General features: G+C 42.3%; 23 protein-coding genes. 2 read left to right on the forward strand and 21 right to left on the reverse strand.

Annotation, left to right across the window (positions count from 1 at the left end):
• Positions 1–88: 88 nt before the first annotated feature.
• The 17 genes from HMPREF2853_RS01580 to HMPREF2853_RS01660 all read right to left on the reverse strand — a co-directional run bounded on the left by HMPREF2853_RS01580 (position 89) and on the right by HMPREF2853_RS01660 (position 14,363).
• Positions 89–781 (reverse strand): methionine ABC transporter permease, encoded by a 693-nt coding sequence (locus HMPREF2853_RS01580; protein ID WP_049550187.1) that lies wholly within the window; start codon positions 779–781, stop codon positions 89–91.
• A gap of 1 nt (position 782) precedes the next feature.
• A complete protein-coding gene (locus HMPREF2853_RS01585) occupies positions 783–1,844 on the reverse strand; it encodes a methionine ABC transporter ATP-binding protein (protein ID WP_049477567.1) in 1,062 nt (353 codons plus the stop codon).
• Entirely contained in the window at positions 1,837–3,210 is a 1,374-nt protein-coding gene (locus HMPREF2853_RS01590) for a M20 family metallopeptidase (protein WP_070534640.1), read from the reverse strand. Before HMPREF2853_RS01590 ends, HMPREF2853_RS01585 begins: the two co-directional genes overlap by 8 nt.
• Before the next feature lie 118 nt (positions 3,211–3,328).
• Positions 3,329–4,183: a MetQ/NlpA family ABC transporter substrate-binding protein gene (locus HMPREF2853_RS01595; protein ID WP_000694533.1), complete on the reverse strand. Its 855-nt coding sequence runs from the start codon at positions 4,181–4,183 to the stop codon at positions 3,329–3,331.
• 154 nt (positions 4,184–4,337) lie between these two features.
• Positions 4,338–5,180: an amino acid ABC transporter substrate-binding protein gene (locus HMPREF2853_RS01600; RefSeq protein WP_070534642.1), complete on the reverse strand. Its 843-nt coding sequence runs from the start codon at positions 5,178–5,180 to the stop codon at positions 4,338–4,340.
• Positions 5,181–5,283: 103 nt separating this feature from the next.
• A complete protein-coding gene (locus HMPREF2853_RS01605; protein WP_070534645.1) occupies positions 5,284–5,607 on the reverse strand; it encodes an AzlD domain-containing protein in 324 nt (107 codons plus the stop codon).
• Positions 5,597–6,292, reverse strand: a complete 696-nt coding sequence (locus HMPREF2853_RS01610; RefSeq protein ID WP_083306869.1) for an AzlC family ABC transporter permease — start codon at positions 6,290–6,292, stop codon at positions 5,597–5,599. Before HMPREF2853_RS01610 ends, HMPREF2853_RS01605 begins: the two co-directional genes overlap by 11 nt.
• A 137-nt stretch (positions 6,293–6,429) precedes the next feature.
• Entirely contained in the window at positions 6,430–7,038 is a 609-nt protein-coding gene (locus tag HMPREF2853_RS01615; RefSeq protein ID WP_002880912.1) for a hypothetical protein, read from the reverse strand.
• 92 nt (positions 7,039–7,130) lie between these two features.
• Positions 7,131–7,757, reverse strand: a complete 627-nt coding sequence (locus tag HMPREF2853_RS01620) for a hypothetical protein (RefSeq protein WP_000673206.1) — start codon at positions 7,755–7,757, stop codon at positions 7,131–7,133.
• 136 nt (positions 7,758–7,893) lie between these two features.
• A complete protein-coding gene (locus tag HMPREF2853_RS01625; RefSeq protein ID WP_000862370.1) occupies positions 7,894–9,120 on the reverse strand; it encodes an MFS transporter in 1,227 nt (408 codons plus the stop codon).
• 70 nt (positions 9,121–9,190) lie between these two features.
• A complete protein-coding gene (locus HMPREF2853_RS01630; RefSeq protein ID WP_000720891.1) occupies positions 9,191–9,856 on the reverse strand; it encodes a CPBP family intramembrane glutamic endopeptidase in 666 nt (221 codons plus the stop codon).
• A 115-nt stretch (positions 9,857–9,971) separates the two neighbouring features.
• Positions 9,972–10,835 (reverse strand): XRE/MutR family transcriptional regulator, encoded by an 864-nt coding sequence (locus tag HMPREF2853_RS01635; RefSeq protein ID WP_000572849.1) that lies wholly within the window; start codon positions 10,833–10,835, stop codon positions 9,972–9,974.
• A 103-nt stretch (positions 10,836–10,938) separates the two neighbouring features.
• Positions 10,939–11,949, reverse strand: coding sequence for a tRNA (adenosine(37)-N6)-threonylcarbamoyltransferase complex transferase subunit TsaD (gene tsaD / locus HMPREF2853_RS01640; protein ID WP_000655029.1), 1,011 nt, complete (start codon positions 11,947–11,949; stop codon positions 10,939–10,941).
• Positions 11,939–12,376, reverse strand: coding sequence for a ribosomal protein S18-alanine N-acetyltransferase (gene rimI, locus HMPREF2853_RS01645; RefSeq protein WP_000569849.1), 438 nt, complete (start codon positions 12,374–12,376; stop codon positions 11,939–11,941). The genes tsaD and rimI overlap by 11 nt, the downstream gene beginning before the upstream one ends.
• The gene (gene tsaB / locus HMPREF2853_RS01650; protein ID WP_000865687.1) at positions 12,373–13,056 is read right to left on the reverse strand and encodes a tRNA (adenosine(37)-N6)-threonylcarbamoyltransferase complex dimerization subunit type 1 TsaB; all 684 of its coding nucleotides are present in this window, start codon (positions 13,054–13,056) and stop codon (positions 12,373–12,375) included. The genes rimI and tsaB overlap by 4 nt, the downstream gene beginning before the upstream one ends.
• A gap of 334 nt (positions 13,057–13,390) precedes the next feature.
• On the reverse strand, positions 13,391–13,606 hold the full coding sequence (locus HMPREF2853_RS01655) for a hypothetical protein (RefSeq protein WP_000492028.1): 216 nt from the start codon (positions 13,604–13,606) through the stop codon (positions 13,391–13,393).
• A 547-nt stretch (positions 13,607–14,153) separates the two neighbouring features.
• On the reverse strand, positions 14,154–14,363 hold the full coding sequence (locus tag HMPREF2853_RS01660; RefSeq protein ID WP_070534647.1) for a hypothetical protein: 210 nt from the start codon (positions 14,361–14,363) through the stop codon (positions 14,154–14,156).
• A 237-nt stretch (positions 14,364–14,600) separates the two neighbouring features.
• Here HMPREF2853_RS01660 and HMPREF2853_RS01665 point away from each other — a divergent pair, with 237 nt between their 5' ends.
• The gene (locus tag HMPREF2853_RS01665; RefSeq protein ID WP_000639581.1) at positions 14,601–14,834 is read left to right on the forward strand and encodes a DNA-dependent RNA polymerase subunit epsilon; all 234 of its coding nucleotides are present in this window, start codon (positions 14,601–14,603) and stop codon (positions 14,832–14,834) included.
• 1 nt (position 14,835) lies between these two features.
• Complete coding sequence (gene rnjA / locus HMPREF2853_RS01670) at positions 14,836–16,515, forward strand: ribonuclease J1 (RefSeq protein ID WP_000331970.1); 1,680 nt, start codon at positions 14,836–14,838, stop codon at positions 16,513–16,515.
• A 141-nt stretch (positions 16,516–16,656) separates the two neighbouring features.
• Here rnjA and mnmG read toward each other — a convergent pair whose 3' ends face one another.
• The 4 genes from mnmG to HMPREF2853_RS01690 all read right to left on the reverse strand — a co-directional run bounded on the left by mnmG (position 16,657) and on the right by HMPREF2853_RS01690 (position 20,036).
• Positions 16,657–18,570, reverse strand: a complete 1,914-nt coding sequence (gene mnmG, locus HMPREF2853_RS01675; RefSeq protein WP_070534649.1) for a tRNA uridine-5-carboxymethylaminomethyl(34) synthesis enzyme MnmG — start codon at positions 18,568–18,570, stop codon at positions 16,657–16,659.
• Positions 18,560–18,991, reverse strand: a complete 432-nt coding sequence (locus tag HMPREF2853_RS01680) for an NUDIX hydrolase (RefSeq protein ID WP_000989470.1) — start codon at positions 18,989–18,991, stop codon at positions 18,560–18,562. The genes mnmG and HMPREF2853_RS01680 overlap by 11 nt, the downstream gene beginning before the upstream one ends.
• Before the next feature lie 8 nt (positions 18,992–18,999).
• A complete protein-coding gene (locus tag HMPREF2853_RS01685; protein ID WP_000193660.1) occupies positions 19,000–19,455 on the reverse strand; it encodes an NUDIX hydrolase in 456 nt (151 codons plus the stop codon).
• 149 nt (positions 19,456–19,604) lie between these two features.
• Entirely contained in the window at positions 19,605–20,036 is a 432-nt protein-coding gene (locus HMPREF2853_RS01690; protein ID WP_000485110.1) for an SseB family protein, read from the reverse strand.
• Between the last annotated feature and the right edge of the window lie 4 nt (positions 20,037–20,040).

Consider the following 20,040-nt stretch of genomic DNA (forward strand, 5'->3'; position numbering starts at 1 on the left):
ATTTATTATAGCATATTTCTAAGAAGAAGCTTTATTCTTCTTGCATTTCGGTGAGAAAACAAAAAGGAGTCCCGTTGAACTCCTTCCATTATTTATGACTTAATTTCTTGGTCAAGAAATCTCCCAAGAACTGGATTGTAAAGATAATCAAGATGATAATGATAGTCGCCAAGATAGTCACATCGTGATTGTAGCGGTTAAATCCATAAGCGATGGCTACGTTACCGATACCACCAGCACCAACTGCTCCCGCCATGGCTGTTTCCCCAACAAGGGAAATCAAGGTCACAGTCGTCACACGAATCAAATCTGGAAGACCTTCTGATAGGTAAACACCCACGATATCCCAGAAGGTCGCTCCGCTTGCTTGAGCCGCCTCAATGACACCGCCATCTAGTTCAGCCAAGACCACCTGCACCTGACGGGCAAAGAAGGCAAAGACCGCAAAAGAAAGGGGGACAAGGGCTGCATTTGGCCCAATGCTCGTCTTCACAATCAAGTGAGAGAGTGGCGACATGATTGCCAAGAGGATGATGAAAGGAACCGCACGGAAAATAGAGGTGATCTTGTCTAAAATCCAGAAGATAACCTTATTTTCCAAGACACCGCCTGGCGCTGTCAAGACGAGGAAAAGACCTGCTACCAACCCCAAGAACCCTCCGATGATGAAGGAAAGAACTGTCATATAAAGAGTTAGGTAGATAGCTGTTCCCCAGCCAGCCTGGCCTGACCAGCCCATCTTGTAGACATTTGGTAAGTAAGTTTGAATCAACTCTGTCATTTTACTGTCCTCCCTTCAATACTTTTAGTTGGACACCAGCCTGACGGATGGCATCTTGAGCACCTGCTAGCGATACTTTTTCACCTGACAAGACCACCACCAATTCTCCAACGGGAGTACCATCGAGAATTTCGATATTTCCATAGAGGATATTGGCCGTTACTTGGTAATGTTTGTACAATTCATTCAAAAGTGGTTCGTCTGTCGAAGCCCCTGCATACTTGAGCTGCACTAAAATACTGTTCTCAGATAAATGTTCTACGATTTCTTGCTTCTCAATCTTAACCATGGCTTCATCAATACCTGTAGCTGTTGAGATAAAGTCCTGTGTCAAAGGTTGTTTAGGATCTGAGAAGATTTCAAGGACACTGCCCTCTTCAATCAAACGACCATCCTGCATGACTGCTACACGATTAGCAATGTCTTTGACAATCTGCATTTCATGCGTAATCAAAACAACCGTCAAGCCTAATTTTTGGTTCAAATCTTGCAACAAGGCCAAAATCTGCTTGGTTGTCTTAGGGTCAAGGGCAGACGTTGACTCGTCTGAAATCAAAATTTTTGGATCATTGGCCAAGGCACGCGCAATGGCCACACGCTGTTTTTGTCCTCCAGATAGTTGTGACGGATAATTTTCTGCACGATCAGCCAAGCCAACCAAGTCCAACAACTTGGCTACTTTAGCTTTCTTTTCTTCCTTGCTGAGTCCAGAATGTTTAAGGGCAAAGGCCACATTCTCCTCGGCCGTTTTCTGGCTCATAAGATTAAAGTGTTGGAAAATCATCCCGATATCTTGACGTTTCCGACGTAACTGTTCCGCCGTCAAAGTGACCTTACCATCAAAAATCACATCGTCATCAATGGTAATTTTCCCTGCAGATGGTTTTTGCAAGAGGTTAATCACCCGTACAAGGGTTGATTTCCCTGCTCCAGAATATCCAACGATTCCGTAGATATCCCCTTCTTGGATGTGAATGGTCACATCCTTGACCGCTGTGATGGTTCTCTTCTTTTGGTGAAAAGTCACATCAATCTGATCTAACTTGATAATATCTCTACTCATAGCTTCTAATCAGCTCCTCTACTAATTCAATATGGGTGTAGTAATCGGCGATTCGCACATTTTCATCTCCACCATGGTCTCGGCTATTGGCATTTCCTAGACCGAAGGCCACCATGGGTACCTCTAAGGCATCAAAGACCGTATGCATGGGCCCTGTCCCCGCTGTGGTCGGCAAGACTGATACGCCTTGTGGATAGAATTTCTTGGCCAACTCGATCACATTGAGAATAGCTGGCGCGCTCATATCGCTTCGATAGCTCATCTCTCCCAAAGTATAGTATAATTCTACCTTATCAAAGCCATTTTTGTCTAGCTGTTTCCGAATTTTTTCCAGAACATCATGCGGTTCTAGGCCAGGAACCAAACGAATCTCTAGCTTAGTACTGGCTTCTGCTGGCAAAATCGTTTTAACCCCTTGCCCTTGATAACCTGACTGAATCCCTTCGATATTAAGGGCTGGCTCGAAAAAGAACCGTTTTAGAAAGGCTGCACGATCCTCTTGTAAGAGAGGTAATTCCAAACCATAAATGCGACTAATTTCCTCTGGATTGCGTTGGGCATAGGTATCTACCAAGGCTAGTTCTCGTTCATTTGGCCCTTGAACATCCTCGTACAAGCCTTCTACCAAGATACGTCCATCTGCTGCACGTAGACTACTTAGAGCCTGGATAAGATACCATGGAGCTGACTCCACGACACCACCATAACTCGAGTGGATATCCACATCCGCACTTTTCACCTTAGCATCAAAGGTTACAATTCCCTTGTTTCCGCCAGAGATTTCCAGCTGTTCCAAGGCGTTCTTGGTTCCTTGTTCCCAGACTAGCAAGTCCGCCCCACGAAGTTTGTCTGCGTGTTTCTCTAAATACTTATCTAGATCCATGGAAGCAGACTCCTCTGCTCCTTCCATGATAAAGCTGATATTGACAGGCAGGTCATCGTGGTGCTGCATATACTTTCTCAAAGCACTCAAACGAGCTGTGATGTGGCCTTTGTCGTCGTCAACCCCACGCCCATACATAAAGCCATTTCGCACAGAAAGGGTAAAAGGATTCTCTGTCCACACCTGGTCGCCATCTGCTGGCACGGTGTCATAGTGATTATAGAAGATCAAGGTCTTGGCATCCGGACGCGAACTCTTGAAATGCGCCATGACAAAGGGAGCCGTATAAGTCTCATCAATCTCCACTTCAGCCCCTACACGCTTGAAAATCTCACCCAGATAGTTTGCAACTTCCTTGAGTCCAACCTGCTGGGCAAAAACTGATTTCTTGGAAATTAAGGTGCGCAAGACTTCAAAATAATGTTGGGCTACATGATCCCTTTCAAATTTTTCAATCTGCTCTTGTTCACTAGGAAAAACCATTTTCTCTCTCTTTCTACTACCTACTTGTGTCTTCAGAACGACCACAAGTGCCTCTTTAAAATCAACTCTCTATACAAAAGCAAGAGGTGGAAACTCTCTCCCACCTCCCTGTGTCTTATTACCAAACTGGTTGGTCCAAACCGTCTGATGTTTCTTCGATAACTTTTTTCACTTCATCAGTGTGGTAAGCTGCGATAATTTTCTTGATGGCATCAGCCTTAGGTGATGATTCCCAATCTTTTTTCGCAACAATGATGTTGTACCATTGTTTTGAGTTTTCATCAGCTTGTTCTTTAAAGAGTGCTTTCTTGTAGTCCAATTTTGCTTCTGTAACGAAGGTATTGTTTACAACGGCAGCATCAACTGATGACAATGAACGAGCTGTTTGGCTAGCGTCCAATTCAGTAATCTTCAAGTTCTTTGGATTTTCTGTAATGTTCGCAACTGTTGCAAGTGCAGTTCCAGAAACATCCAATTTGATCAAACCAGCTGATTGAAGCAAGTAAAGCGCACGGCTTTCGTTTGTTGCATCGTTTGGTACGGCGATTTCACCGTTATCTGGGATTTCTTCCACTTTGGTGTACTTGTTTTCTTCCCCATTTTTACCTGAGTAAAGGCGGATTGGTGAGATGTAGGTATCTGCAATCGCTACAAGGTCTTTCCCGTTTTCTTTGTTCCAGTTGTTCAAGAAGTTGTAGTGTTGGAAAGCATTCAAGTCTACTTCGCCATCAGCAGTTGCCTTGTTTGGTTGTGAATAGTCTGTGAACTCTGTGAATTCCAATTTAATTCCATCTTTTTCAACCAATTCTTGGATTTTATCCCAACGCGCTTCTTCAGAACCGCTACGGTTAACTGTTGCAATTTTGACAACTGTTTCGTTGTCTGCTTTCTTTTCTGAATTTCCGCAAGCTGCAAGAGTCAAACCTGCGACTGTAGCAAGAGCTGCTACACCGAGCCATTTTTTAATTTTCATGATTCTATCTCCTTTAAAAATAATACCGTAATAGTATCTCATACTTTATTTGATTTAGCAAATTGTTATTAGATAGGCAGACATATAGTTTGAAACTATATACCTGAAAATTGAGAAATCATCCGCCTTTCTCAGACCGGATGATTTCATATGACTATTTAATATCAGCTTCTGCTGGAAGGTAAGTATCTCCGAAGAACTGTTTAGACAATTTTTCAAGAGTTCCGTCTTTGTAGAGTTCTTGGATTCGTTTGTCTACAAATGCCTTCAACTCATCTTGACCTTTGGCAAGAAGTGGGTATACGTAAGGTTGTTGGTCGCTTGGAAGTTCGATAACTTTCAAGTTATCCAAACCTTGGTCCTTGATGACTGTCTCTACACCGATTTTATCAAAAATCTTGTAGTCAAATCGGCCATCACTCAAACGTACCATGATTTGTTGGAAGTCCCCTTTAACGTAGTTAAGGATAGTTGGGTTATCTGAGTGTTGTTTGTTGTAGTCTTCTAGCTGTTTAGCAGATGTTGTTCCTTGAACAACTTCTGTTGATTTTCCACCGATATCATCAAACGATTTGATGCTAGAGTCATCTTTTTTCACTACAAGAACGTTAGGGTTTTTAGCAGTTGGAGCTGCATAAAGGTATTTTTCAGCACGTTCTTTAGTGTAGCTGATGTTGCTAACAGCCATTTGGTAACGATCAGCATCAAGTCCTGCAAAAACACCTGACCACTCTGTCTTCTCAAACTTGACAGTATACTTGTCAGAATCTTTAAAGATAGCGCGAACCACTTCAATCTCGTAACCAGTCAATTCGCCATTTTCTTCATAGTTGAATGGTTTTGGTGTAGCATTGGTTACAACGATAATTTCTTTTTTACTAGATGTTGCTTCACCAGATGCAGCATCTTTCTTTTCACCGCCTGAGCAAGCTACCAATACACCTGCGGCTACAAGCCCTAGAGCAGCAAGAGATGAATATTTGACGATTTTTTTCATGTCATTTCCTCCAAAATAGAATACTTTATTATCTTAACAGAAAAAAGGAATTTACGCCATTATATGATATCTATCTCTGTGATAGTTTTTTTTTATGGCTGATTTAAAAGACCAGACGCAAGACTGCAATCAAGACTACCCCAAAAAGAACCGTACCTACTAGATTGCGGTAGCGAAAGGCTACCCAAGCCGTTGGAAAAACTGCCAAGAAGTTCAGCCATTTGATCTGAGGAAGGCTCCCAACCTTGCCAGTCACTACGCTTGAAAGGATCAAGGCAAAGATAATGGAAACAGGCAAGAACTTCAAAAACCGCTCAACGATAGCTGGCAATCCCTTGTACTTAACCAAGATGAAGGGAATCATACGGGGAATCCAAGTCACCAATCCAGAAAAGAGGATTGCCATTAAAATATACTTACTGACCATCTAAGACCACCCCCATGGTACAACCTAGCAAGGTCGCAAACAAAACAGCTAGCGACTGAGACACTACTGTCAAGAGCAAAAAGAAAGACACCGCAACAACGGCTAGGATCCGCAGCAGATTCAGTACAGGAACCCGTCTTTGCATAATCTGAAATTGCGAAGTAAAAATCCCGATAAACATCCCAACAAGGGCAAAGTCTAAGCCAAAGACTTCAGGATTTGGAAGAAGGCCACCTAAAGCTGTCCCCGCCACTGTCCCAATAAACCAGGCTACATAACTATTGAGATTGTTCCCGTGCATCCACATAGGATGGACTTTGTCTGTATGGGCTAATTCGCCCATCAAAACTCCATAGGTCTCATCAGTCAAGAGGCTAGACATACCGATGTTTTGCCAGAGACTAGTATGACGGAAATAGGTCGACGCATGTAAGCTCAGCAAAAAGAGTCGCAAGTTGATCAAAAAGACCGTCATGGCAATGGCCGCAACAGGCGCTTGAACCGCAATCAATGCCAACATGGCAAACTGGGCACTCCCAGCATAAACAAAGAGGCTCATCAAGCCCATCTCAACAGGTGTCACATAGGGCGCGCCAATAATCCCACAAGCCAGACCAATGCTGACATAGCCAAGGGCAGTCGGCATGGCTGCCTGTACACCTTCCCAAAATCCTTTTTCTTTCATCCTTCTCCTCATATTCTCTCCAATTGCGACTGTTCGTCATCACAGCCACAGCACGGACTATTATAACATATTCAAAGAAGAGAAAAAAGTTTCGGATTCGAAACCTATTGCCAGCAAAAAGTGCTGAAGAGGAAGCATCATGGATACATGAGAAATTGATCCACTCGGATAGTATACTTATCGGTTTCTGTGTCTGTAGCATATTTATTTTCTGTTGGATAGACATCGATCCAGAGTTCCCACTGTTGTCCTTTTAACTTGACCTTGTAGCGATAACCGTCATCATAGAGGCCTACTGTATCAGTTGTCCTGGACTGGTAATCTGGAAGAGCTTCAATTTCTTTTTTTATAGTCTGGGATAAGTTATTGAGCAATGCTTGCTGCTCAGCTTTTGAGGTAACGGGAAAATAAGCCGCTACTGTTTCCAAGTGATGCGATTTTGAAAATGTAAAGGTTGCTCGACCAGTATAGCCTTTCAAAGTAATCTGCTCATAGTGATAGAAAAGGCGACCTGTTTTATAGAAATACGGATCTTCTGCACGCCAAGTATCACGATAAGCTGTTTCCTCTTCTTCCTCCACCTCGCTAGCATTTCCCAATACTTCTTCAAAGGATTTAGGAGACATACCGAACGAAACGGATTCAAACATGACCAATTGCGTCTTTTGAAACATCCGAAAAACCATTAAAGACAGCAACAATACCACTAGAGCAAGTGCCATACTCATTATTTTTGTAAATTTCATATTTCTACTATACTAAAAAACTCGGGCATTTGTCCAAGATAAAAAAGTCAACAATTAACTGACTCTTTATTCTATGGTATAGAAGGAAAGGATTACGATGCATGCCTCCGATATTGACTAATCCCAACCCCATACTCCTTATCTTCAGGCTTTTCATGATATCCAAGTTCTGTCGAATAAACCTCGACCCAGAGATCCTCCGTTTGCCCTTGTAATTTGACTTTATATTGATAAGAATCTTGATCTAGTCCTACCATTTCAACTGTCATAGACTGATAGTCCGGTAAAGATTCAATTTCTGTTTTTATAGCCTGCGATAGTTTGCCAAGTAGTTCTTTCTGTTCCATTTTTGAAGCAACAGGAAAAGAAGCCCTCGCTTCTTCCAAGGTATGCCATTTTGAAAATGTAAAATCTGCGCGGATAGTATAGCCTTCCCATCTCATATTTTCGTAATAGTAGAAAAGGCGACCTGTTTTATAGAAATACGGGTCTTCTGCACGCCAAGTATCACGATAGGCCATTTCCTCCTCTTCCACGACTTTGTCAGCTACTACAAATGTATTTTCAAAAGATTCTACAGACATATAAAACGAAAGCGATTTAAACATGACTAACTGCGTACTAGGAAATTCCAAATTTTTAAAATTTTGGTAAGATTTTATAAATAAGATTATCACTCCAAGAGCAAGCAAACCACTGATTATTTTTGTAAATTTCATATTTCTACTATACTAAAAAACTCTATGATTGACAAACTTTGATAGAGTCGGATGCTGTGAAGGGTAAGTGACAAACCGCCATAATAAGAAAAAGACTGGGAAGCCAGTCTTATCGAAATTAAATCAAAGTTCCCTACTAAATGCTCTCACGAATATTCAAGAGCATGACAAATGCGGTTAGGAGTAATAGCAATAGAATAAAGCTGACCGCTAAGGTCCCAAAACTTGTAGCAATCGTTACGAAAACGATTGTGAATAGACTTGGTAAGACAACCGTAATAGCACCAATAGAGGATTGAACCGCTCCCATTGACTCCTCAGGTATTTGTTTAAAGACGAGTTCTTGCAATCTAGGAGAGAGTAACCCTGCGATGAAGGCATCCAAGGAGCTGAAAAGCAGAATCAAACCAAAATGAACTGTGGCAAATCCTACTAGAAGGAGTAACTGGATGACGACCGAAGCGTATAGAGCTGTTTTTATAGAAATCGTATTTTTCAGATAGCCACTTACAAGACTTCCAACAATAAGTGCTAACAATTCTAGCGTTGATAACAAAGCGAGCGATTGACCAGTTTGTAAATTCAAAAACGGTTGGTTTCTTAAAAAAAGAGTCGAAATAGGAACAGTGACATTGATCACAGCTTGGCTGATAGAGACGATAAACAAAATGAAGATCACTCTATCCATATTCCAGATCAATTTCGATGATTGGAACAAATGCTGGCAAAACGATTTTATAGAAAGACCTTCTTGATAGCTAATTGTTTTTTCAACTTTCAAAAGATCATTTTTTATGAGAAGAATACCTACAAATGCTATCAGAAACGTCAGAGCGTTTAGCAAGGAAATGAACTGAATGGAAAGAATTCCTAGTAAAACCCCTCCTAGAATATTACTGATTGTCCGAACTAAACTAACTGTTGATTGTTTAAAGCCAATAGCTTCTGTCAGATGTTCTTTCCCAATGATTCTTATAAAAATAGGAGTTAGCATGGCTCCTGAAAAGTAACTCAATGTATCCGACAAGAGGTTCATCAAACAAATAAAGAATACAAGCCATAAGGAAAAGGACTGCCCTGAAAGCGAAAGTGCAACTATAGAATAAAGTACAAATTTGACAAAACTAATAAGCGTATACTTTAGAACACGATGATGTTGAAAGTCAGCCAAAACTCCCATAAAGATTTGCAGAACTTGAGGAACAGTCTCTGAAATCGTAATGAGTAAAATTGCCAAGGGGGCAAACGAAGCGTCTGCTACATAATTCAAAAAAGCAAGATAAAAAATCGTATCCCCAACCGTCGAAATCCACTGGTTGATGGTTAATTGCCTAAAATCTCTATTTTGAATAAATACTTTCATCGCAACTCCTTTTTGAATTCAAATGGGAAGTTCTTCCCAAGGATAGACCGATATTGCTGAGCACCTAAAATTACAGCAACGGTAAAATTTGACCAATGCCATTGTAGACTATGTGCAGTCCAATAGGCCAATAAATGGACTTTGTCACTCTAAATAAGACTGCAAATATGAGACCGCCACCCATATATACGAAAAAGTCTGTCAAGACCCAACCGTGGTTACTAATGTGCAAGATTCCAAACAAAGCAGCTGAACCAAGCACATCCAGTCCCCACTTCTTTCCTTTTTCCAGAGCGGTCATCACCAATCCACGATAAATCATCTCTTCAAAAATGGGACCTGCAATCACAGGATAGAAAAAATACATCAAAAATGCCGTTGCTCCCGTAAAAGTAGGGACATCCAGTTGATAAGCAATTTCATTTTTGGTAGATGGGAAAAGATAAAATGTGACGAAATTCCAAATAACAAAAGCAAGAAGAGCTAAAAAGGAATAAAAAAGATAGGAACCTCTAAATTTTCGACTGTTAATTTTCTGCCATTTTCCCGACCAAATCATAACAATAATAGCAAGCAAAACCACAAGAAAATTCAACAGCATATCCGACAAATAATAGGCAAAGTCAGATAGACCAGCAGCAAGGTCGCTGTGTAAGACCAGACGAATAAAGAACTGGTCAGCAATGACAAGTAAAACGGCTATAAAAAAGTAGTAGCGTGAGATTATCTTTTTCATTCTATTTTCTCCTATACTATGAAATAAGGATAGTATAACACGGAAATCACCACATTTTAGTAAATCGCATATTTGACATTTTTTCTCATAGAAATCTCTCATTTGCGATAGTGGATTAATCGATAAGTTCTTTATATTGCTGTAAGCGTAGTTCAAAAAGGGCTATTAATTGGGGATTTTCTAATATTTGCAGAGATTGGATAAAGTGTTCAATCTCTTTTTGATTGCTTCCCTTAGTTTGAAGGAAAATGCTCATCTTCTTTAAAAACTGCCACAATAATTTCTCAAAAACATCGTATGGACGGAGCATACTCTCCAGCTCGGCTTCAAAGATTGGGATATAAGAAAAAAGTTTGCGCTCCATGAGCTCTGAGATGATATTTAACAGCCCTTGTTTCATATACAATCGATTGTGTACTAACTCTTTAAATTCCTTTGATTTTTCAAGTAAAGAGGTTGATAAAAAGATTAGATCTTGGTTGCTCAAGAAGGGCATGGTATTGCAAAAAATATAGAGTTCAAACCAGGTCCAAGACTCGATAGCATAGAGGTAGCTAGTCAAAAACTCACTATCCTCTTCTTCTAGCGGATAGTTTTTATCCAAGGAATGGATAGCATCTTTGATCACAATAGCATTCAAACGACGATAGGTCTGCGCCATCTGTTCCTGCTCGACTTCCTCTAATAGTTTCTCTAAGCCAGCTATATCTTGATGGGCAAAACGATCTACAACCTTTCGTCCAAATCGCATGTGTGGGGATTCCTGATAATTATTAAGCTTGTGTCCAAACTCATCGAAGGTCACATTTATCCCTTGGATAGCTAGTATCAGTTTATCTGCAGACAGCATAGACTGTCCCAGTTCAAACTTGGATAGCTGGGATGCTGTCAGCCCATCACAAGCCACATCTGACTGCTTGAGTTTTCTCGCCAGGCGCAGTTCCTTGTAAAACTCTCCCAATTCCATTCTCTCAATCATCTGACCACCTCCTAATTTTTACATATTATATCATCATTTTTACAGATTTGTCAAAATATTCTGACACTTTCTGGAGTAAAAAAGCCAGCTTCAAGCTGACTCTTTATTCTATGGTATCAAAGGCGAGACTCGGTTTGGCATTGAGATCCAAGCCTGCAAAGTTTTCTTTATTCCACTCGCTGACGCTGGCATAGGCAATCATACCTGCATTGTCTCCGCAAAGGCGTAGGGGTGGGATGATGACCTTGACATCTGTGATTTCGGTTGCTAGGCGTTCTCTGAGACCTTTATTAGCTGCCACGCCACCGGCTACGACTAGGGTTTTAACAGGGTATTTTTCTAAGGCTTTCTTGGTTTTTGCCATAAGAATATCCATGACTGCTGCTTGAAAGGAAGCTGACAGATCTTCCTTGGACAAGCTCTCTCCCTTTTGCTCAGCATTGTGGTGAAGATTGATAAAGGCAGACTTGAGACCTGAGAATGAAAACTCCAGGTTATCTTCCTTAATCATAGCACGAGGAAAGTCATAAATATCCTGTCCCTGATGAGCTAGCTCATCAATCTCGCGACCTGCTGGATAGGTCAAGTCCATGACACGGCCAACCTTATCATAGGCCTCACCAACCGCATCGTCTCGTGTCTCCCCAACAATTTTATAATCACCAGCCTCGGAAACATAGACCAACTCGGTGTGTCCTCCGCTGACCAAGAGTGCCAACAAAGGAAACTCCAAAGGCTCCACACTCTGAGCTGCCATGAGGTGACCAGCCATGTGATTAACGGGAATCAGCGGAAGTCCATGTGCCCAAGCAAAGGCCTTAGCAGCTGATAAACCAACTAGTAAGGCTCCAACCAAGCCCGGTCCATAAGTAACGGCAACGGCTGTTACGTCATCTTCGGTAATTCCTGCTTCTGCCAGTGCTTCCTCGATACAGGCTGTAATAACCTCGACATGGTGACGACTGGCCACTTCTGGCACTACGCCCCCAAAGCGTTTGTGACTCTCAATTTGACTAGCAATGACATTGGACAAGAGCTCATCATCGTTTTTCAGTACGGCGACACTGGTCTCATCACAGGATGTCTCAAATGCTAAAATGTATCTATCCTTCATCTATTTCTCTCTTCATGATGATGGCGTCCTCGACTGGGTCATGGTAGTAGGCCTTTCGCTCAGCGATGACCGCCATCTTTTCTTTCTTGTAAAATGCTTGCGCTCGTTGGTTTGACTTTCTGACTTCGAGGAAAATTTCTTTGTCGGCAGGCAAAAAGTCAAACAAGGCTGTCGCGATTTTCTGCCCCTGATAGGCTTTTTTGACAGCGATTTGCAAGACTTCTGCCTCAAAGAGATTCTCCTGAACAGCTAGAAAGCCAATCACTTCTGCCCCATCATAAGCCACAGCATACCATGTCTGGTCTTGAGACAGGTCTGCTTGGATTTGTTCCAGGGTCCAAGGACTGACTGGGTAAACAGCTGCCATGACAGCGTAGATGGCTTGAGCTAGGGCAGGTCGCTGTTGGATTCGTTTGATTTCTATCATAGGCGTTTAATGTAAGACTCACCAGACTCGGTATGGTTCTTGAGCCAGTTTTCCTCAGCTTCTACACGCTTGAGATAGTTTGGTACAAAATCGTGCAAGGAGTCTGCTTTCTTGTCCCATGCCCAAAGAGCTAGATTAGCTGCATTTGGCAAGGTTTCCTGGTAACTAGCTTGTGGTAGCTGTTCTTGGATCTGCTCCACAAAGGGGCCAACTTCTCCAACAAAGGTCACCTGTTCAGCATCCGTGACTTTTTCTAGCACTTCCGCAAAGGACAAGTGTGCTTCTGGCATGACAGGTTTGGCATTTTCATAAAATCCTGCATAAACATTGTTGCGACGCGCATCCATCAGGGGAACAAGTAAGCCTTCTTGTTGGCGCGGTACCAGAGACAAAAGACTCGACATACCAATTAACTCAATGTTCAGGGTATGAGCCAAGGTCTTGGCAGTTGCTACCGCAATTCGTAAGCCTGTGTAGCTACCTGGGCCTTCAGCCACCACGATTCGATCCAAATCCTTAGGTGTCCAATCCAGACTGGCCATCAAAAAATCTATGGCAGGCATGAGGGTAATACTGTGATTCTTCTTAATATTAATCGTCGTCTCGGCAAGAACCTGCTTGTCCTCTAAAATGGCTAGAGAAAGAGCCTTGCTGGACGTATCAAAAGCTAATACTTTCATAACACATTCCTATCTTTTTGTCTGTTTACTATTATACTACAAAAGCCAGCGCATGGGAATTTTCTTTGTTTTGAAACAAAAGAGGCCTGCCACTTAGACAAGCAATTCTACACAAAAAATTTAAAAAAGTTATATCTTTTTTGAATAGAAAAGTGAACAAGGAAATTGAAAGGTTCTTTGTAAAAAATTTGGATCATGCATTTATGTTTCAACTCGATTTTCGATTTGAGAAATCATCGTCATAACAATAAAGATAGCACCTAAAAATAGAAAAAGTCCATCCCATCTATCAAGACGAGGTGGATTTTCTGTATATTTAGATGAATAATTGACTTTAGGCATTTAAACCAAAGTAGAAAACGAACCAGACAACATAGGTGACCAGGAGAAGAAAAATTGAATAGAGCGTCACAAAAGCAAGCTTCCAAAGGAACTTTGTTTTGCGGTGTTCCAGATGCACAAACAGGGCATTCCCCCCATAGACACAAGCTACAAAGACTACAAACATCAAGAGGCGAACCCCTACTGCAAATTCAAACAAACTAAACATTCTTAATCCTCCTTCTGGTATTCCTTTTTTATTTAAACTGTTGACAATGTTGGTCTATCAATGTTAAAATGTAATTCAACATTGGTAGGAAAATCAGGTTGAGTCGTTGACTCTTCGGGTTGCAGTGCTATCCCTGAAACTTTGGTTTCTACTGAAATTGCGATTGAACAATTCGCCCCCAGTGTTAGATGGCTCTTGACTTCGGTCAGGAGCTTTTTGATGCTTTTAAAGTTGATTCCCTCAGTAAGTTATAGTAAAATATAAATATTGAGAGGATAACGTAGGGCGACTGGTAACAGAGCGTTCAAAGGTACCAACTTCTGGTACGGGTGTGGGACTGCCCTCAGCTTTGAGCTGTAAAGACCCCTGACTACCATTGGTCCTCTCTTTTTGCTTACTCTTAAATTAAGTGCTTGTCTTTACCTTTTAGTAAGCGCTCCACTCCATGCTATTTCTACATCGTTATACTTATAGATTGACTTCTTAGCCTCATAGATGATAGAATTAAGTAAAGGCTGAGATCGAGTTTGATTTGGTGACAAGTCATTCAAAGGTTGCGATGCATTCGCTTCAGGTAGAGGTGCTGCCATCTGGACTGCTCCAGGAAAATCCCCGAGTTTTGTCTCAGCCTTTTTATTTGCTCTTGAGATTTCTCAAGAGCTTTTTCTTTTTTCAAAGATATCATTCTGCCCCAACCATCTACACCAACGATTAATGAAACTAGAACTATATTCTTCCTTAAATCTACTATCTCCATAGATTCCCCCTTTAATTATAACACCTAAGCGCTCTCCGACCAAATCCTACCTGTATTTTTGCTCCTTCTTACCCTCCCGACTTTCTCCATTTCCGTCTTTTACTAATTTTTCATTTTGTGGTATAATTGAAATAATTGTAACAAATCAAGGTCAATCTAGACACAAAATGGAATGAAATCAAGCAAATATCTGCTAAAAGTTTGGAACAAACTGACCTGTAAATAGAAAGGAACTATATGATTTACAAAGTTTTTTATCAAGAAACAAAAGAACGTAGCCCACGTCGTGAAACAACACGCTCACTTTACCTAGACATCGATGCCAACTCAGAACTTGAGGGCCGTATCGCTGCTCGCCAACTTGTCGAAGAAAACCGCCCAGAGTACAACATCGAATTTATTGAACTCTTGTCTGACAAATTGCTAGATTACGAAAAAGAAACTGGCGCTTTCGAGATTACGGAGTTCTAATATGGCCTACACTCTTAAACCTGAAGAAGTCGGCGTTTTTGCCATCGGTGGTCTGGGAGAAATCGGAAAAAACACATACGGAATTGAATACCAAGACGAGATTATCATCGTCGATGCTGGGATTAAATTCCCAGAAGATGACTTGCTGGGTATCGACTATGTCATTCCTGATTACTCTTACATCGTAGACAATATCGACCGCGTCAAGGCTGTCTTGATCACACACGGACACGAGGATCACATCGGTGGGATTCCTTTCCTGCTCAAGCAAGCAAATGTCCCTATCTACGCTGGACCGCTTGCCCTGGCTTTGATCCGTGGAAAACTCGAAGAACATGGTCTCTTACGCAACGCCAAACTATACGAAATCAACCACAACACTGAGTTGACCTTTAAAAATCTCAAGGCGACTTTCTTTAGAACCACTCACTCTATTCCAGAGCCTTTGGGAATTGTCATTCATACCCCGCAAGGAAAAATCGTCTGTACGGGTGACTTTAAGTTTGACTTTACTCCAGTTGGGGAACCTGCAGACTTGCACCGTATGGCAGCCCTTGGTGAAGAAGGCGTACTCTGCCTCCTCTCTGACTCGACGAATGCAGAAGTCCCAACCTTTACCAACTCTGAAAAAGTCGTTGGTCAGTCCATCATGAAGATTATCCAAGGTATCGAAGGACGCATCATCTTTGCATCCTTTGCCTCAAATATCTTCCGTCTCCAGCAAGCAACAGATGCTGCTGTTAAGACTGGACGAAAGATTGCGGTCTTTGGACGTTCGATGGAAAAGGCCATTGTCAACGGGATCGAGCTTGGCTACATCAAAGCTCCTAAGGGAACCTTTATCGAGCCAAATGAAATCAAAGACTACCCTGCAGGCGAGGTTCTGATCCTCTGTACAGGTAGTCAAGGCGAGCCAATGGCAGCCCTCTCTCGTATCGCTAACGGAACCCACCGTCAAGTGCAACTCCAACCCGGCGATACCGTTATCTTCTCTTCAAGCCCAATCCCTGGAAATACTACTAGCGTCAACAAGTTGATTAACATCATTTCTGAAGCTGGTGTCGAAGTCATCCACGGTAAGATTAACAATATCCACACCTCTGGACACGGTGGTCAGCAAGAGCAAAAACTCATGCTCCGTTTGATCAAGCCCAAATACTTCATGCCTGTCCACGGTGAATACCGTATGCAGAAAGTCCATGCTGGACTAGCGGTGGATACGGGTGTCGAGAAGGACAATATCTTTATCATGAGCAATGGTGATGTGCTTGCCCTTACTGCTAACTCAGCTCGTATCGCAGGTCACTTCAATGCCCAAGATATCTATGTCGATGGAAATCGTATCGGTGAAATCGGCGCTGCTGTCCTCAAAGACCGTAGAGATCTATCTGAAGATGGTGTCGTTCTAGCAGTCGCAACTGTTGACTTCAAGTCTAAAATGATCTTGTCTGGGCCTGATATCCTCAGCCGAGGCTTTGTCTACATGAGAGAATCTGGAGACTTGATTCGCCAAAGCCAGCGCATCCTCTTCAATGCAATTCGTATCGCGCTGAAGAACAAAGATGCTAGCGTGCAATCTGTCAATGGTGCCATTGTCAACGCCATTCGCCCCTTCCTCTATGAAAATACAGAACGTGAACCGATCATTATCCCTATGATCCTCACACCAGATGAAGAATAATAAATCAACAAAACAGCCCCGTCTTCGGAGCTGTTTTTTCTATGCTTTCTTTTGAGATTGAAACTCAATAAAAATCGAAATCAGACTAGAAGGCTAGGCGAAAGCATAACTTAAGTTAGGTGAGCCGAAGCCGACGACGTATCATTTTGATTTTTGAAGAGTTTTAGAAATACTACGATTTTTACCTTCAAGATACACCATCAAAATAGAAATATCTGCTGGATTTACTCCCGAAATACGGCTAGCTTGGCCGATGGTTTCTGGATTGATGAGTTTGAACTTCTGACGGGCTTCTGTCGCAATCGAGTCAATATCATCCCAGTCGATATTGGCTGGAATGCGTTTTTCTTCCATGCGTTTCATCTTGGCAACCTGATCCATGGCTTTGGAAATGTAGCCTTCGTACTTGATTTCTGTTTCAATCAATTCGATAATCTTGTCATCCAAGTCCTCTGCAGCAGGTCCGATAAAGGTCACCACATCTTGGTAAGACACTTCTGGGCGACGAAGGAATTCCTTTGCTGTCACCGCATCAGTCAATGGTTTGAAGCCCATCTCCTCAACCTTGGCATTGGTTTCCTTGACTGGCTTGAGTTTGATGCTGTCTAAACGCTTCATTTCATTGTCAAATTGATTTTTCTTGATTTCAAAACGAGCCCAGCGTTCATCATCAACAAGGCCAATCTTGCGCCCCATCTCTGTCAAACGCATATCGGCATTGTCATGACGGAGGATGAGACGGTATTCAGCACGACTGGTCAAGAGACGATAGGGTTCAATAGTTCCCTTGGTCACCAAGTCATCAATCATCACCCCGATATAACCGTCGCTTCGCTTCAAAATCAACTCTGGCTTGCCTTGGATTTTTAGAGCCGCATTGATACCAGCGATAATCCCTTGGCCAGCAGCTTCTTCGTAACCTGACGTTCCATTTGTCTGACCAGCAGTAAAGAGTCCTGAGATTTTCTTGGTTTCCAAAGTCGCACGCAACTGGTGTGGCAAGACCATGTCGTACTCAATGGCATAACCTGTTCGCATCATCTCTGCATTTTCCAGACCTTTGATAGAATGAACCAAGTCACGCTGTACATCCTCTGGCAGACTGGTTGATAGACCTTGAACATAAACTTCCTCTGTATTGCGCCCTTCTGGCTCAAGGAAAAGTTGGTGGCGTTCCTTGTCCGCAAAGCGCACAATCTTGTCCTCAATTGACGGACAGTAACGAGGTCCCACTCCCTTGACCACACCTGTAAACATAGGCGCACGATGGAGGTTATTTTGGATAATTTCATGACTGGTACCATTGGTATAGGTCAACCAGCATGGCACTTGATCCTTGACATAGTCCTCATCACGTGAAGTATATGAGAAGTGATTTGGTGCTTCATCTCCTGGCTGAATCTCTGTCACATCGTAGTTGATAGAGGAAGCCTTGACACGTGGAGGGGTTCCTGTCTTGAAACGACCGATTTCGAGGCCCAATTCCTTGAGATTATCAGCTAGGTTAATAGAAGCAAGACTGTGATTAGGACCTGATGAGTACTTGAGGTCTCCGATGATGATTTCCCCACGGAGGGCTGTTCCTGTGGTTACAATAACCGCTTTTGCTCCATACTCTTGATGGGTAGCTGTACGCACACCGACAACCTTGCCATCTTCCACCAAAATTTCATCAATCATGGTTTGACGAAGGGTGAGATTTTCTTGATTTTCAACTGTCTTGCGCATCTCCTTAGAGTAAAGCTCCTTGTCAGCTTGCGCACGAAGGGCACGGACAGCTGGACCTTTCCCAGTATTGAGCATCTTCATCTGGATGTAAGTCTTGTCAATGGTTTTGGCCATCTCGCCACCGAGGGCATCGACTTCACGCACGACAATCCCCTTGGCAGAACCACCGATTGAAGGGTTACAAGGCATGAAAGCCAGCATTTCAATGTTGATGGTCGCAAGCAAGACCTTACAGCCCATACGGCTGGCTGCTAGAGATGCTTCTACCCCCGCGTGCCCCGCACCAATTACAATAATATCGTATTCTTCCGTAAAATTATAAGTCATTTCTTAACCTTTCAAAAATTTCTCGCAAATAAGGAACTAACTTCTCCTCCTCTAGAGCTTGATCCATAGTAACCCATTTAAAGTGTGTATGCTCTTCAGGATCTAATCTGATAATTGGCTTCTCCCCAATCCACTCTGCTTTATAAACTAAGCGAGTAAAAACCGTATCCTTAGAGGTATCCAGTTGACTATCTTCGTGAAGAAGTTTGAGCGAACTGCTATCTAGCCTAACTCCCGCTTCTTCAATGCATTCTCTAAGAGCACCATCTCGCGGAAGTTCACCCTTTTCAACCCCGCCACCAGGAATATCCCAGTAAGTTGGATAAACGTTGGGTTCTCCTCTTTTAATTTCCGAACGCTGAATGAGCAAATAATCACCACCACTATGAACAAGTACATGGGCAATAAGCTTAACCATCATTTTCTCTCCTATTCCTCAAGATGAATGTGTTTTAGTTGGCCGTTCCATTCTGGTAGGGCTGTTTTTAAAAAGGCTGGAACTAGCTGGATATTCTGGAGCTGATCCAAATCAATCCACTCACAAGGTTGCCTTTTCACATCTTCCTGCATGGTCAATGGAGCTTCTTCAAGCAAATTCACCAGGTAATGAAACTCGATGTTGTGATAGGAAACACCGTCCTGTTCAAAACGATTTTCAACCACGAAAGCTAGCTGCCCAGCTTGAGCTTTGACACCTAGTTCTTCCTTCACTTCACGGACTACCGCGTCTTCCGTGCTTTCATTGACTTGAATCGCACCGCCGATAGTGTAATATTTACCCTTGTCTTTAGTAACTAGGAGCTTGCCATTTTGGAGAATCAAGGCTGCCGCCCGAACACCAAAGACCGTGTCTCCCACTGTTGTCCGAAAGTCTTGTTGAGTCATTTTTGTCCTTTCCCTTAAACGACACAAAAACAGTCAAAACTCCAAAGAAGTGCAGGACAAAAAAGCCTGCAACATCCATGAGCTTTGACCATCATTTCTATTGCTTTTATTATTGTAGCAAATTGAGAAAATTTGTCAATCTAAATGTACTATAATTGGCGAATCGCTTCAAAAGCTCCTTTGTCAATCTCGACTGGGTCAGAGAAGGCATCCAGAACAATCCCTCTCACCGGAAACTCCCCTATCTCTTCCGCAACAGATAAACAGTCCGTAAGAGGTAATTGCAACCAGGAAAAACGGTCATAATAGTCCCTGGGAATATCTTGTTCAGTTAAGAAACAAGGATAGAAGTAGTCGTCTCCCTTTCGCAGAATATCCGGTTTTAGTCGTACCCCTTCTTGTTCATCACTCTCATCCAGAAGATTCGGATTGAAGGGGACCCAGACTTTAGCTTGTTTCAATTCCTTGAACAAGGCTTCAATTGACTCTGTCGTTTTCTCTCTCAAATACTCTTTCTTATAGTCAGAGAGGCTCATTGTTTGCTCTTTTTTAGCCGTTTTTTTCTTAAAAAACTGAAACATTCTC

The organism is Streptococcus sp. HMSC077F03 (assembly GCF_001812375.1).
GTDB lineage: Bacteria > Bacillota > Bacilli > Lactobacillales > Streptococcaceae > Streptococcus > Streptococcus oralis_S.